The sequence below is a fragment of the Paraburkholderia yinzeri genome (genome assembly GCF_046581065.1).
GTDB lineage: Bacteria > Pseudomonadota > Gammaproteobacteria > Burkholderiales > Burkholderiaceae > Paraburkholderia.
In genome coordinates, this window is the sequence record NZ_JBFOCJ010000001.1 from 2,244,413 (window position 1) to 2,257,753 (window position 13,341).

Sequence of the window (13,341 nt, forward strand, 5' to 3'; positions counted from 1 at the left end):
TGCGTTTGCGCTGTGCTCAAGCGTGCGCGGCCGAGCGCTGCCGGGCGCTGCGCAGCCAGCCGAGGCCTTCCACGGTCGTCGTGCGCGGCTTGTACTCGCAGCCGATGTAGCCTGCGTAGCCGAGGGTATCGAGCAGGTCGAACAGGAACGGGTAGTGAATTTCGCCCGTGCCCGGCTCGTTGCGGCCCGGGTTGTCGGCAAGCTGGATGTGGGCGATCTTCGCGAAATGCTTCCTGATCGTCGCCGCGAGTTCGCCTTCCATGCGCTGCATGTGATAGATGTCGTACTGCAGGAAGACGTTGTCCGAGCCGGTCTTCCCGATTACGTCGAGCGCCTCGGCCGAACGGTTCAGCGCGAAGCCCGGAATGTCGTATGAGTTGCACGGCTCGACGAGCAGGCGAATGCCTTCGCGCTTGAGCGCGGCGGCAGCGAACGCGAGGTTCTCCACGATCGTCGCGAGCGCCGTATCGCGCGAAACGCCCGCCGTCGGAATGCCGACGAGGCAGTTCAGTTGCGGCACCTTCAGCGCCTTCGCGTATTCGATCGCGCGGCCCACGCCTTCCTGGAACTCGCCCTTACGGTCGGGCAGGCAGGCAATGCCGCGCTCGCCCGCTTCCCAGTTGCCGGCCGGCAGGTTGTGCAGCACGAGCTTGAGCTTGTTCGCTTCGAGGCGCTCGGCCAGTTCGTTGGCCTGGTACGGATACGGGAACAAGAATTCCACGGCGTCGAAGCCCGCGCTCGCGGCCGCGGCGAAGCGGTCGAAGAACGGAACTTCGTTGAACAGCATGGTCAGGTTGGCTGCGAATTTCGGCATGATGCTTGGGTCTCGCTGGTCGGTCAGTAAAGAAGTCGGGGCAGGCCGCGCGCCAGTTCGGCACGCGCGGCCTGCGCGGGTGAAGCTCAGTCGAGTGCGTTCAGGGCGCTGATGGCCGTCGGCGCGTGCTCCGGCTTGTCGGCCAGATCTTCGAACTCGTTGACCGCGTCGATTTCGGCGCCCATCGAAATGTTGGTCACGCGCTCGAGGATCACCTCGACCACCACCGGCACGCTGTGCTCGGCGGCCAGGGCTTGTGCCTGCTTCAGCGCCGGCTCGATCTCTTCCGGCTTGAACACGCGCAGCGCCTTGCAGCCGAGGCCTTCGGCCACCGTCACGTGATCCACGCCGTAGCCGTTCACTTCCGGCGCGTTGATGTTCTCGAACGCGAGCTGCACGCAGAAGTCCATGTCGAACGCGCGCTGCGCCTGGCGGATCAGACCCAGATACGAGTTGTTCACGACCACGTGGACATACGGCAGCTTGAACTGCGCGCCCACGGCCAGTTCTTCGACCATGAACTGGAAATCGTAGTCGCCCGAGAGCGCAACGATCGGACGGGCCGGATCGGCGGCACGCACGCCGAGCGCAGCCGGAATCGTCCAGCCGAGCGGGCCTGCCTGGCCGCAGTTGATCCAGTTGCGCGCCTTGTAGACGTGCAGGAACTGGGCGCCCGCGATCTGCGAGAGGCCGATCGTGCTCACGTAGCAGGTATCGCGGCCGAATACCTTGTTCATCTCTTCGTAGACGCGCTGCGGCTTGATCGGCGCGTTGTCGAAGTGCGTCTTGCGCAGCATCGTGCGCTTGCGCTCCTGGCACTCGGCCACCCACGCCTTGCGGTCCTTCAGCTTGCCCGCGGCCTTCCATTCCTGCGCGACTTCGTTGAAGAGCTCCAGCGCGGCCTTGGCGTCGGACACGATGCCGAGGTCCGGGCCGAACACGCGGCCGATCTGCGTGGGCTCGATGTCGACGTGCACGAACTTGCGGCCCTTCGTGTAGACCTCGACGCTGCCCGTGTGGCGATTCGCCCAGCGGTTGCCGATGCCGAGCACGAAGTCCGAGGCGAGCATCGTCGCGTTGCCGTAGCGGTGCGACGTTTGCAGGCCGACCATGCCGGCCATCAGCGGATGATCGTCGGGAATGGCGCCCCACGACATGAGCGTCGGGATCACCGGCACGCCCACCGTTTCGGCGAACTTGACGAGCAGATCTTCGGCTGCCGCGTTCAGCACGCCGCCGCCCGAGACGATCAGCGGCTTCTCGCTGGCGTTGAGCAGCGTGAGCGCCGCTTCGATCTGCTTGCGCGTTGCCTTCGGCTTGTAGACCGGCAGCGGCTCGTAAGTGTCGATGTCGAATTCGATTTCGGCGAGCTGCACGTCGATCGGCAGGTCGACCAGCACCGGACCCGGACGGCCCGAGCGCATCAGGTGGAACGCCTGCTGGAACACGCGCGGCACGAGCGCCGGCTCGCGCACGGTCACGGCCCACTTGGTGACGGGCTTGGCGATCGACTCGATATCGACGGCCTGGAAGTCTTCCTTGTAGAGACGGGCGCGCGGCGCCTGACCCGTGATCGCGAGGATCGGAATCGAGTCGGCGGAAGCCGAGTAGAGGCCCGTGATCATGTCGGTGCCCGCGGGGCCCGATGTGCCGATGCACACGCCGATGTTGCCCGGCTCGGCCCGCGTGTAGCCTTCTGCCATGTGCGAGGCGCCCTCGACGTGGCGCGCCAGCACGTGCGTGATGCCGCCGGCCTTCTTCATCGCCGAATAGAACGGGTTGATGGCGGCGCCTGGCACGCCGAAAGCGGTGTCGATCCCTTCTTTTTCGAGCACCAGCACGGCTGCGTCGACGGCTCTCATCTTGGCCATGAATGTCTCCTGAATGTCGCAAATTGCACAAGTAACCAGGTGGTTGAGGCGACTGTAGAGCCGCCGGAAAGGTTTGATAAGATCCGTCTGGGTCGCTTATTTCGAAACTAAAAGTATTGAATGCTGTCGCGACGGCCCTTGGCGGCCCCCAGGCGGTATTGCGCGGCATTCAGGAGACACAAAATGGACCGCTTCAAGCAGATCGAAACCTTCGTGCGCGTTGCCGAGGCGGGCAGCCTTGCGGCGGCGGCCCTGGAGGAGGGCGTTTCGCCCGTGGTCCTCGGGCGGCGCATCGACGCGCTGGAAAAGCGCCTGGGCGTAAAGCTGATGTACCGTTCCACGCGGCGGCTCGTGGTGAGCGAGGAAGGCGGCGCCTTTCTCGAGCGTTGCCGGGGCCTGCTTGCCGAGTGGGAGCAGGCGGAGAACGAGCTTTCCGCCGGACGGCGTGTCGTGAACGGCCATTTGATCGTTTCGGCGCCGGCGGCTTTCGGGCGCAAGCACGTTGCGCCGCTCGCGCCGCCGTTTCTCGCCGACAAACCCGAACTCCAGGTCTCCTTCAACCTGACCGACCGCGTGGTCGATCTCGTGCGCGAGGGTTACGATCTGTCGATCCGCATCGGCGGCGCGGTCGACCCGAACTTCGTCGCGGTGAAGCTTGCTTCGAACCGGCGCGTGGTGTGCGGTACGCCCGAGTACTTCCGCAAGCACGGCAGGCCGAAGACGCTGGAAGATCTGCCGAATCACAACTGCCTCGCGTTCAACCTGCAGGGCGGCCAGAACCGCGGCTGGTACTTCCGGCGCAATGGAAAGCTCGTGACGGTGCGCGTGGGCGGCACGCTCGACTGCAACGACGGCGAACTGCTGCATCGCTGGGCGACCGAGAGCCTGGGGCTCGGCTGGCGGTCCACCTGGGAGATCGACGCCCAGTTGGCGCGCGGCGAACTCGAAACGGTGCTCGACGAGTATGCGTTGCCCGACTACGACATCCTCGCCGTGTATCCGCAACAGCGTTACGTGCCGGCCAGGGTGCGCTATTTCATCGACTACCTGAAAGAAGTCTATGCGCGGCCGGGGTACTGGAGCGGCGAGGCGGGCTGACTGGCATGGACCGATGCGGGGCCGGATGCGTTCCAGGGCCTGCGGGCCGCGCAAGTCATTGAAAATACGCCCGAATCAGCGTGCTGGATCACGATTTCAGTTGCGCGTGCGTGTCACTCGCGCTACAATCTTCGGCTTCTCACTTGCCGCACCGGTTCCGACGCCCGGGTGGCTTATATCCACAAGTAAGCATAAGGAGTGATACATGCGTCATTACGAAATCGTCTTCATCGTGCATCCCGATCAAAGCGAGCAAGTGCCCGCCATGATCGAGCGCTACAAGAGCACGATCACGTCGCACGGTGGCCAGATCCACCGTATCGAAGACTGGGGCCGTCGCCAACTGGCCTACATGATCGAGAAACTCGCGAAGGCTCACTACGTCTGCATGAACATCGAATGCGACCAGACCACGCTCGACGAACTCGAACACGCGTTCAAGTTCAACGACGCCGTTCTGCGCCACCTCATCGTCAAGATGAAGAAGGCCGAAACCGGCCCGTCGCCGATGATGAAGGAAGTGCAGCGCGAAGAAGCCAAGAAGGCGGCTGCCCAGCCGGCCGACGCGCAGGCTTAAAGATACAAGCCATCAGGATTCAGCTCAGTTGCTAACAGTTGCGTAAATCAGCCACGTGAACAGGCTGCAACTCACGGCCAGCGTCGTCGAACGCGAACCGGTGCGGTACACCCCCGCCGGCGTTCCGATCGCAAGCTGCACGTTGCACCACCGCACCGAAGTCGTCGAGGCTGGCATTGCCCGCCTCGTGGAACTGACGATGGACGCGGTGGCCGCCGGCGAGGCATGCGGCAAGCTGGAAGGTTGCGAGATGGGCGTCGAGGCGCTCTTCACCGGCTTCCTGGCTAAAAAGCACCGCAACGCGCGAACCCTGGTGTTTCACATCACCGAAATGCAAGGTACAGGAAAGGACTAATCATGCCCCGCCCGACTGGTAAGAAATTCGACAAGCGTCGTCAACAGCAAAACCCGCTCTTCAAGCGCAAGAAGTTCTGCCGCTTCACGGCAGCCAACGTCGAACAGATCGACTACAAGGATCTCGACACGCTGAAGGACTTCATCGGCGAAAACGGCAAGATCACGCCGGCACGCCTGACGGGTACGAAGGCCCACTATCAGCGTCAGCTGGACACGGCTATCAAGCGCGCGCGTTTCCTCGCGCTGATGCCGTACACCGACCAGCACAAGGCCTAACAAGACGACGCGATAAGGAGCAATAGAATGCAGATCATTCTTCTGGAAAAAGTCGTCAACCTGGGCAACCTCGGCGACATCGTCAAGGTGAAGGACGGTTACGCACGTAACTTCCTGATCCCGAACAAGAAGGCGCGCCGCGCCACGAAGGACGCAATCGCCGAATTCGAAGTTCGCCGCGCCGAACTCGAAAAGGCCGCCGCCGAGAAGCTGGCCGCCGCTCAGGCAGAAGGCGAGAAGCTGAACGGCCTGACCGTCCAGATCGGCCAGAAGGCTGGCGTGGACGGCCGTCTGTTCGGTTCGGTCACGAACGCCGACATCGCCGAAACGCTCACGAAGCAAGGCTTCGCAGTGGAAAAGGCGCAAGTGCGTCTGCCGGAAGGCCCGCTGAAGATGGTGGGCGACCACCCGGTGCAAGTCTCGCTGCACACCGACGTCCTCGTCGACGTCACGGTGTCGGTGCTGGGCGAGCACGCCTAAGGCATACGAGCGACCCGTCAGGGCCGCTCGACCTTCGTTGTTCGAAAGAGGCAGGAGCCCCACGGCTTCTGCCTTTTTTTGTTGCCCGAACGCCTCGTGGCGTTTCTCGCTTTCCAGCTTGTTCCAGGTAGCCGGCTTGTCCGATAATTGCCCTCCATGAACGCGCCCAAAGATCCCCAGCTCGAGTCGCTGAAAGTCCCTCCGCATTCGATCGAGGCCGAACAATCGGTGCTCGGCGGCCTGTTGCTGGACAACAGCGCTTGGGACCGGATTGCCGACTTCCTCTCGCAAAGCGACTTCTACCGTTACGATCATCGGATCATCTTCGAGCATATCGGCCGGCTGATCTCGTCCACGCGGCCCGCGGACGTGGTGACGGTGTACGAGGCGCTCGGCACCTCCGGCAAGGCCGAAGAGGTGGGCGGCCTCGCGTACCTGAACGCACTCGCGCAGAACACGCCGAGCGCGGCGAACATCCGCCGCTATGCCGAGATCGTGCGCGACCGCGCCGTGCTGCGGCGCCTCGTCTCGGTCGCCGACGAAATTTCGGCGGATGCGTTCAATCCGCAGGGCAAGGAAGTGCGGCAGCTTCTCGACGAGGCCGAGGCGAAGGTGTTCTCGATTGCCGAGGACGGCGCGCGCGGCACCCAGGGCTTCCTCGAAATCGGACCGCTGCTCACGCAGGTCGTGGAGCGCATCGACACGCTGTACCACACCGCCAATCCGAGCGACGTGACCGGCACGCCGACAGGCTTCGTGGACCTCGACCGCATGACCTCCGGCATGCACGGCGGCGAACTGATCATCGTGGCGGGGCGTCCTTCGATGGGCAAGACGGCGCTCTCGATGAATATCGGCGAATACGTGGCCGTGGAATACGGCCTGCCGGTCGCGGTGTTTTCGATGGAAATGCCGGGCACGCAGCTCATCATGCGCATGCTCGGTTCAGTCGGGCGCCTCGATCAGCACCGCATGCGCACGGGCCGGCTCACCGACGAGGACTGGCCGAAGCTCACGCACGCCGTGCAGAAAATGAGCGAGGCGCAGATCTTCATCGACGAGACGGGCGGCCTGAACCCGATGGAACTGCGCTCGCGTGCGCGGCGTCTTTCGCGGCAGTGCGGCAAGCTGGGCCTCATCATCATCGATTACCTGCAACTGATGAGCGGTTCTTCGACGGGTGAGAACCGCGCCACCGAAATTTCCGAAATCTCGCGTTCGCTCAAGAGCCTCGCCAAGGAACTGGACGTGCCGGTGATCGCGCTTTCGCAGCTCAATCGCGGGCTGGAGCAGCGGCCGAACAAGCGTCCCGTGATGTCGGACCTGCGCGAATCGGGCGCCATCGAACAGGACGCGGACGTGATCCTGTTCATCTACCGCGACGAAGTCTACAACCCCGACAGCCCGGACAAGGGCACGGCCGAAGTCATCATCGGCAAGCAGCGTAACGGTCCGATCGGACCCGTTCGCCTCACGTTTCATGGTCAATACACGAAGTTCGACAACTTCGCCGGAGCGCAGAGCTTCTACGGCGGCGACTGACGCCGTTACCCTCCCTGTCAAGACGCCGCGGGCGGCATCGGGCGCCGGCGTGGTGCAAATGCCGCTTCCGTGTCCGGCGACAAGTGCGTCTCAGTGCACCTGACGCTACAATGTTGCCGCCTTATGACGGATATTTGACGGCTATTTTGCCGTTTTATGACGGCAAACCGAGACCCATTTCCAGGATTCCAATGTTCGGTCGATTCATGCCCACCGAGGGCAAGTTCTTCGAAATTTTCAACGCTCATGCAAAGTGCATGGTTTCCGCGAGCCAGGAGCTGGAGCTCCTGATCGACAACCTGGCCGACGCCGAAGTGCACAAGCAGAACGTCCAGACGGCCGAGAAGGCCGCCGACAAGCTCACGCACGAAGCGATCGACCTGCTGCACAAGACCTTCATTACGCCGCTGGACCGCGACGAGATCCACAAGCTGATTTCGACGATGGACGACGCGCTCGACCTGATGGAAGACGTCGCCACGGCCATTTCGTTGTACGACGTACAGGCGGTGACGGCTGAAGCGAGTCAACTCGCGCATATCTGCACGATGACGGCCCAGCGCGTCCAGACCGCCGTGGGGCTGCTCTCGGACATGAAGCAGGCGCGCGAGATCCTGAAGGCCTGCGAAGACATCGACCGGCTGGAATCGGACGCGGACCGCCTGCTGCGCTCCGCGATCTCCAAGCTCTTCCGCGAGGAAGATAACGTCAAGACGCTGATCAAGCTGAAAGCAATCTACGAATTGCTCGAGACGATCACCGACAAGTGCGAGGATGTCGCGAACATCATCGAAGGCATCGTGCTGGAAAACGCCTGAGCCCGCCGCGATGCAATCGATACAACTCGCCATCTGGGTGGTCGCGTCGCTCGTCGCCATCTCGCTGATTTTCGACTTCATGAACGGCTTTCACGACGCGGCGAACTCGATCGCCACGGTCGTGTCGACGGGCGTCCTCAAGCCGCAGCAGGCGGTGGCGTTCGCGGCCATGTTCAACGTCATCGCCTATTTCGTGTTCCACCTGAAGGTGGCGCAAACGGTGGGCAAGGGCACCATCGATCCCGATATCGTCGACCACTACGTCGTGTTCGGCGCGCTCGTGGGGGCGATCGGCTGGAACGTGCTGACTTGGTATTACGGCATTCCGTCGAGTTCGTCGCACGCGCTGATCGGCGGACTCGTGGGCGCGGCGCTCGCCAAATCGGGCTGGCACTCGCTCAACTTCGACGGCCTCATGAAGACCGTCGCGTTCATCTTCATCTCGCCGCTGCTGGGCTTCATCCTCGGCTCGTTCTTCATGCTGCTCGTGTCGTGGCTGTATTTCCGCACGCCGCCGAGCAAGGTGGACCGGCGCTTTCGCCGGCTGCAACTGATCTCCGCGAGCTTCTACAGCCTCGGCCACGGCGGCAACGACGCGCAGAAGACCATCGGCATCATCTGGATGCTGCTGATCGCCACGGGCTACGCTTCGGCCACGGCCGCCGCGCCGCCGATCTGGGTGGTGGGCGGCTGTTATCTGTCGATGGGGATCGGCACGTTGTTCGGCGGCTGGCGGATCGTGCGGACGATGGGGCAGAAGATCACCAAGCTCAAGCCGGTCGGTGGTTTCTGCGCCGAGACGGGCGGGGCGATCACGCTCTTCACCGCGTCCTGGCTCGGTATCCCGGTTTCGACCACGCATACCATCACCGGCGCGATTGTCGGCGTGGGAGCGACGCAAAAGCTCTCCGCCGTGCGCTGGGGCGTGGCCGGCAATATCGTCTGGGCCTGGGTGCTTACGATTCCGGCCTCCGCCGCGCTCGCGGCAGCGGGCTGGTGGCTGGGTCACCGCCTGATGTGACGCAATGCCCGGCGCGGCGGCAGGCCGCGCCGGGCAGCTTTTCGCGGATACCTCAGAGAATTGGTGCCGAGGCGCCGTCCATCGGGATGAGCGCTCCTGTCACATAGCTCGCCCGGCGGCTTGCCAGGAAGAGCGCCACATCCGCAATTTCCTCGGGTTTCGCATATCGCCCGAGCGGCACCTTGGCCTCGCCGCGCGCGAGCGCCGCATCTTTGTCGATTCCTTCCCGTCCTGCTTCCAGGATCAACGCTTCCTGCAGGCGCTCCGTGAGCGTCGCGCCGGGATTGATTGCGTTGATGCGAATGCCGTAGCGCGCATGATAGTGAGCGAGCCCCACGGTGGCGAGCATCAGCGCCGCATTGGCGGCGCCCCCCGCGATATGGATGTCGCTCGCGTACTTGCCGCCCATGCCGATGATGTTGACGATCGTGCCGGGCTCGGCGGCCGCGCCGGTTTTCACACGCTCCACCATGCGGCGCAGCACCTCTTGCTGCGGGTAGATGTACGGGAAGTACTTGGCTTCCATGGTCGCCTTGAAAGCTTCGGCGTCGAGCGTCTCGGGATCGTAGCGGCGGGCGGCGCCCGCGCTGTTGACGAGCACGTCGATCGGGCCGACGCTCGTCGAGACGTCTTCGACCACATCCGCGGCGCTGTGCGGTTCGTGCAGGTCAGCGCGCGTGAGGTGCACATGCAGTCCCTCGCTGGCCAGTTGTTCGCGCGCGCGGGCCAGATTGGCGGGATCGCGCGAGACGATGGCAACCCGCGCACCTTCTCTCGCAAACGCCCGGGCGCAGGCGAGGCCGATACCTTTGCTGCCGCCGGTGATCAGAACCACCTTGTTGTTGAGTCCGAGATCCATCGCTGCCTCGCTTGCCTCGCTACGAAAGGGGTATCAAGACGATAGCAGACACAGCGGGGAGCGCAAACCGCGTTGGCCGTCCGGCCAGGGGTCGTGGCGCTGCGCGAGGCACAGGGTGTCAGTCGCCGCCGTTGGCGAAGCGGGCGATGGGGTCGTCGCTCGATTGCGTGGGTGCGCGCTGTGGCGTGCCCGCCGTCGAGGCGCGCAGGATCTGCACCGGTTCTCCGGCCGGTGCGACGGCAACCGAACCGGCCCGCGCGGCCTGGCGCTCGGCTGTGGCGGCGGCCGGTGGCGGCGGCTCGAAGGCGTCCGCGGCGGCGTCGATCGGGTCGGGCTGCGCGCCAGCGGAAGGCAGTGCCGCGGGAGTTGCGGCGGCCGAAGTCGCCAGTGCGATGCCGTCATTGGCAGCCGCGCCAGCAACCGGTGCCGCCACGTTCGGCGTAAGCGCCCCGGCTTGACGCGCCTGTGTTTGGGCCGCGCCCAGTGTTGCGGGCGGCGGCTCGAACGCGTCAGCTTGAGCGGAGGTCGCCGGAGCTGGCGCCGCAACCGGGGCATACGCCGGCGCAGCCGCAACCGGCGCTGCGGCAGCCGTCAGGCGATTCTGATCGGAAGGCATTGTTCGCGCAGCGGGAGGCGCCGCGACAGCCGCCGCCACCACCGGTGCGGGCGCAGGCGTGACAGCGGTGACGGCGTCCGGACGCTGCGCCGGCGCGGACGCCTCCCACGTCGGCGTCTCGAACGGCGCCGGTGTCTGCCTCGGCGGCGCCATCCGGCGGATGCCGTCGAAGCGCTTCGCCCAGTAAGGGTTGGTCAGATAGTCGAGCCGCACGGTTCCACCGGTCGAAGGCGCGTTCACGAAACGCAGCTTGCCGACATAGATGCCCACGTGCGAATGCGCCCGCCCGGTCGTGTTGAAGAATACGAGGTCGCCGGCCGCGATTTCGTCGGGGTTGATGCTCTGGCCGCGCTCGCTCATTTCGGCGGTGGTGCGCGGCAGGTCCACGGAAGCCGCCCGCGCGAGCACGTATTTGACGAGGCCGCTGCAATCGAAGCCGCTGTCGGGCGTATTTCCGCCCCAGCGGTAGGGTATGCCCACCAGCCCCATGGCCTCGATCGAGATTTCCTCGCGGCCGATGCTGTGGTCGACGAAATCGGGGAAGCCCGGCGGCCGGGTGCGCCAGGCGTCGGCGGTCGTGGACGAACCGCTGCTGCGCGAGACCCTTTCCGGCGCGCTGGAGCAGGCAGCAAGAAAAACCACGATCAGTAACGGAAGCCAGAGTCGGCGCATGGAACAACGCTCGGGCGACGATATCCACCCGGGGGTAGCCGGTAATGCGCCGATGGTAGCCCGTCCAGCGGGGCGTTCGCAAGAATTCTTGATAATTTACTTGAAGTTCGTACGAAAGATGTTGCTTCCCGGGCACGTCGCGCCATGAAAAAAGGACCGTATCCGGCGATCCGGAACGGTCCTTCGGGTGAGGCTCAGAGGGCGTGAAACGCGCTTACAGGATGTCTGACGCGTAGTCCGCCAGACGCGAACGCTCGCCACGCGCGAGCGTGACGTGGCCGCTGTGCGCCCAGCCCTTGAAGCGATCGACGACGTACGTGAGGCCCGAGCTGCCTTCGGTCAGATAGGGCGTATCGATCTGCGCGATATTGCCGAGACACACGATCTTCGTGCCCGGACCCGCGCGCGTGACGAGCGTCTTCATCTGCTTCGGCGTGAGGTTCTGCGCCTCGTCGATGATCAGGTACTTGTCGACGAACGTGCGTCCGCGCATGAAGTTCATGCTCTTGACCTTCAGGCGCGAGCGGATCAGCTCCTGCGTCGCGGCGCGGCCCCATTCGCCGGCGGCGTCGTCGGTTTTCTGGAGCACTTCGAGGTTGTCGTCGAAGGCGCCCATCCACGGCTGCATCTTTTCCTCTTCCGTGCCGGGCAGGAAGCCGATGTCCTCGCCGACGGGCACCGTCGCGCGTGTCACGATGATCTCGTTGTAGCGCTTGTCGTCGAGCACCTGCGCGAGGCCGGCCGCGAGCGCCACGAGCGTCTTGCCCGTGCCGGCCTGGCCGAGCAGCGTCACGAAGTCGATGTCGGGATTCATCAGCAGGTTCAGCGCGAAGTTCTGCTCGCGGTTGCGCGCCGTGATGCCCCACACGTTGTTCTTGTGGTGGCCGTAGTCGCGCAGCGTCTGCAGGAGCGCCGTCTTGCCGTTGAGTTCGCGCACGATCGCGTGGAAGGCGGGCTCGCCGTTTTGCGGCTCCAGGTAGACGAACTCGTTCACGAGCATCGACGCGCATTCCGGACCTGTCACGCGGTAGTAGGTCGTGCCGGACTTCGTGTCCTGCCACGATTCCATGCCCTTCGCGTGCTTCGTCCAGAAGTCCTGCGGCAGCGCGCGGATGCCCGAGTAGAGCAGGTCCTTGTCTTCGAGAACCTGGTCGTTGAAATAGTCTTCCGCGGGCAGGCCGAGCGCATGCGCCTTGATGCGCATGTTGATGTCTTTCGACACCAGCACGACGAGCCGGTCCGGCCGGTCGCGCTGCAGCGCGCGCACGACGCCGAGGATCTGGTTGTCCGCCTTGCCTTCGGGCAGGCCGTCCACCGGATCGATGTGCGTGAGCGTGGTCTGGAAATACAGGCGTCCGAGCGCTTCGCGGCTGCCGAGGCGCGCCAGCGAAATGCCTTCGGAGATCGGGCCCGCATTCGCGACGAGCTGGTCGAGCGTGCGGCTCACCTGGCGCGCGTTGCGCGCCACTTCCGACATGCCCTTCTTGTGGTTGTCGAGCTCCTCCAACGTCATCATCGGCAGATAGACGTCGTGTTCCTCGAAGCGGAAAAGGCAGGTCGGGTCGTGCATCAGCACGTTCGTGTCGAGCACGAAGAGCTTGCGGACTTCGACACCTTCTTCGGGATGCAGGCGTTTCCTGGCGGTGCCGCGCGTGCCCGGTGCGGGCGTCGCGCCGGAGGTTTTGCCTGCGCCGGGTTTGTCGCTGCGGGCAACCGGAGCCTCGGTATCGGCATCCACTTCCATCGGCTGCAGGAGCGCCGCGGTCTGTTTGCGTTTGCGGGCGGTCGCGGGCGCCACGGGTTCGAGCGCGGCCAGCTCGGCGCTGCCGACGGGCAGCGGCACCGTGCGCAACGTCGTGGCGGCGTTGGCGGCCGGCGTCATTGGCTCGGCGACGCTCGCAGCGCCGTATTCGGCAACGTCGAGCGCGTCGTTTTCGCTCGCCGCCTTGCGCGTGCTGCGCGTGTTACGCGCGCGCGCCTTGTATTCCTCGGGCGGCAGCAGATTGCCGAGCTTGCTGGGGGGGGTAGGCAAAGGCATGGTGTCCCTCGAAAAAATCGGGTCGAGTGGGCGCGGTGTTAACCGTGCGGTGCGCTTTCGGGCGGCGCGCTCGGGTGCCGGGTGGGCGCCCGCCGCTGCCGCGCTGGGTGCGCGCTCAGGTCTGGAAATGCCGGTTCGCCTGGTTTTCGATCGGCTCCTTGGCGTTGACGCGCACCGGGTCGCTAAGCCGGTGCGACGTAGAGGGAGTGAGAGCAAACAAAAAAGCCGCCGCCCCGACTGACGAGGCAAGCGGCTTGACTGCTTCGCGGCGCGGCAGGGCTTGAGCGGTCATCCTGTGACCG

General features: G+C 64.7%; 14 protein-coding genes. 8 read left to right on the top strand and 6 right to left on the bottom strand.

Translation table 11 applies throughout. The features are described from left to right. Positions 1–16: 16 nt before the first annotated feature. Together hyi and gcl are read right to left on the bottom strand one after the other, a co-directional pair. Complete coding sequence (gene hyi / locus WJ542_RS10720; RefSeq protein WP_411189274.1) at positions 17–814, bottom strand: hydroxypyruvate isomerase; 798 nt, start codon at positions 812–814, stop codon at positions 17–19. Between the two features lie 86 nt (positions 815–900). Continuing rightward, a complete protein-coding gene (gene gcl / locus WJ542_RS10725) occupies positions 901–2,685 on the bottom strand; it encodes a glyoxylate carboligase (protein WP_411189275.1) in 1,785 nt (594 codons plus the stop codon). A 183-nt stretch (positions 2,686–2,868) separates the two neighbouring features. Here gcl and WJ542_RS10730 point away from each other — a divergent pair, with 183 nt between their 5' ends. The 8 genes from WJ542_RS10730 (at position 2,869) to WJ542_RS10765 (ending at position 8,854) form a co-directional block, all read left to right on the top strand. Then, entirely contained in the window at positions 2,869–3,783 is a 915-nt protein-coding gene (locus WJ542_RS10730) for a substrate binding domain-containing protein (protein ID WP_411189276.1), read from the top strand. A 205-nt stretch (positions 3,784–3,988) separates the two neighbouring features. After that, positions 3,989–4,360 carry a 30S ribosomal protein S6 gene (rpsF, locus tag WJ542_RS10735; protein WP_411189277.1) on the top strand — a complete coding sequence of 124 codons (372 nt, stop codon included), beginning with the start codon at positions 3,989–3,991 and terminating at the stop codon, positions 4,358–4,360. A 55-nt stretch (positions 4,361–4,415) separates the two neighbouring features. Next, the gene (gene priB, locus WJ542_RS10740) at positions 4,416–4,715 is read left to right on the top strand and encodes a primosomal replication protein N (RefSeq protein WP_411189278.1); all 300 of its coding nucleotides are present in this window, start codon (positions 4,416–4,418) and stop codon (positions 4,713–4,715) included. A 2-nt stretch (positions 4,716–4,717) separates the two neighbouring features. After that, positions 4,718–4,993 carry a 30S ribosomal protein S18 gene (gene rpsR, locus WJ542_RS10745; RefSeq protein ID WP_027797225.1) on the top strand — a complete coding sequence of 92 codons (276 nt, stop codon included), beginning with the start codon at positions 4,718–4,720 and terminating at the stop codon, positions 4,991–4,993. Positions 4,994–5,020: 27 nt separating this feature from the next. Continuing rightward, complete coding sequence (gene rplI, locus WJ542_RS10750; RefSeq protein WP_411189279.1) at positions 5,021–5,473, top strand: 50S ribosomal protein L9; 453 nt, start codon at positions 5,021–5,023, stop codon at positions 5,471–5,473. A 156-nt stretch (positions 5,474–5,629) separates the two neighbouring features. Next, the gene (locus tag WJ542_RS10755) at positions 5,630–7,015 is read left to right on the top strand and encodes a replicative DNA helicase (RefSeq protein WP_411189280.1); all 1,386 of its coding nucleotides are present in this window, start codon (positions 5,630–5,632) and stop codon (positions 7,013–7,015) included. A gap of 191 nt (positions 7,016–7,206) precedes the next feature. Continuing rightward, positions 7,207–7,833 (top strand): DUF47 domain-containing protein, encoded by a 627-nt coding sequence (locus WJ542_RS10760; protein ID WP_411189281.1) that lies wholly within the window; start codon positions 7,207–7,209, stop codon positions 7,831–7,833. 10 nt (positions 7,834–7,843) lie between these two features. Then, complete coding sequence (locus tag WJ542_RS10765; protein WP_027797229.1) at positions 7,844–8,854, top strand: inorganic phosphate transporter; 1,011 nt, start codon at positions 7,844–7,846, stop codon at positions 8,852–8,854. A gap of 52 nt (positions 8,855–8,906) precedes the next feature. On the opposite strand, the gene WJ542_RS10770 is transcribed toward WJ542_RS10765, so the two are convergent. The 4 genes from WJ542_RS10770 to WJ542_RS10785 all read right to left on the bottom strand — a co-directional run bounded on the left by WJ542_RS10770 (position 8,907) and on the right by WJ542_RS10785 (position 13,331). Beyond that, positions 8,907–9,713, bottom strand: coding sequence for an SDR family oxidoreductase (locus tag WJ542_RS10770; RefSeq protein ID WP_411189282.1), 807 nt, complete (start codon positions 9,711–9,713; stop codon positions 8,907–8,909). A 118-nt stretch (positions 9,714–9,831) separates the two neighbouring features. Continuing rightward, on the bottom strand, positions 9,832–11,001 hold the full coding sequence (locus tag WJ542_RS10775; protein WP_411189283.1) for a C40 family peptidase: 1,170 nt from the start codon (positions 10,999–11,001) through the stop codon (positions 9,832–9,834). A 214-nt stretch (positions 11,002–11,215) separates the two neighbouring features. Next, the gene (locus tag WJ542_RS10780) at positions 11,216–13,039 is read right to left on the bottom strand and encodes a PhoH family protein (protein ID WP_411189284.1); all 1,824 of its coding nucleotides are present in this window, start codon (positions 13,037–13,039) and stop codon (positions 11,216–11,218) included. Positions 13,040–13,154: 115 nt separating this feature from the next. Then, a complete protein-coding gene (locus WJ542_RS10785; protein WP_411189285.1) occupies positions 13,155–13,331 on the bottom strand; it encodes a hypothetical protein in 177 nt (58 codons plus the stop codon). Positions 13,332–13,341: the final 10 nt, after the last annotated feature.

Bases quoted from the DNA above. Each gene is read 5' to 3' on its own strand.
- WJ542_RS10730 (WP_411189276.1), top strand. From the start codon at position 2,869: ATGGACCGCTTCAAGCAGATCGAAACCTTCGTGCGCGTTGCCGAGGCG.
- WJ542_RS10775 (WP_411189283.1), bottom strand. From the start codon at position 11,001: ATGCGCCGACTCTGGCTTCCGTTACTGATCGTGGTTTTTCTTGCTGCC.
- WJ542_RS10765 (WP_027797229.1), top strand. From the start codon at position 7,844: ATGCAATCGATACAACTCGCCATCTGGGTGGTCGCGTCGCTCGTCGCC.
- hyi (WP_411189274.1), bottom strand. From the start codon at position 814: ATGCCGAAATTCGCAGCCAACCTGACCATGCTGTTCAACGAAGTTCCG.
- rpsF (WP_411189277.1), top strand. From the start codon at position 3,989: ATGCGTCATTACGAAATCGTCTTCATCGTGCATCCCGATCAAAGCGAG.
- WJ542_RS10770 (WP_411189282.1), bottom strand. From the start codon at position 9,713: ATGGATCTCGGACTCAACAACAAGGTGGTTCTGATCACCGGCGGCAGC.
- gcl (WP_411189275.1), bottom strand. From the start codon at position 2,685: ATGGCCAAGATGAGAGCCGTCGACGCAGCCGTGCTGGTGCTCGAAAAA.
- rplI (WP_411189279.1), top strand. From the start codon at position 5,021: ATGCAGATCATTCTTCTGGAAAAAGTCGTCAACCTGGGCAACCTCGGC.
- WJ542_RS10760 (WP_411189281.1), top strand. From the start codon at position 7,207: ATGTTCGGTCGATTCATGCCCACCGAGGGCAAGTTCTTCGAAATTTTC.
- rpsR (WP_027797225.1), top strand. From the start codon at position 4,718: ATGCCCCGCCCGACTGGTAAGAAATTCGACAAGCGTCGTCAACAGCAA.
- WJ542_RS10785 (WP_411189285.1), bottom strand. From the start codon at position 13,331: ATGACCGCTCAAGCCCTGCCGCGCCGCGAAGCAGTCAAGCCGCTTGCC.
- WJ542_RS10755 (WP_411189280.1), top strand. From the start codon at position 5,630: ATGAACGCGCCCAAAGATCCCCAGCTCGAGTCGCTGAAAGTCCCTCCG.
- WJ542_RS10780 (WP_411189284.1), bottom strand. From the start codon at position 13,039: ATGCCTTTGCCTACCCCCCCCAGCAAGCTCGGCAATCTGCTGCCGCCC.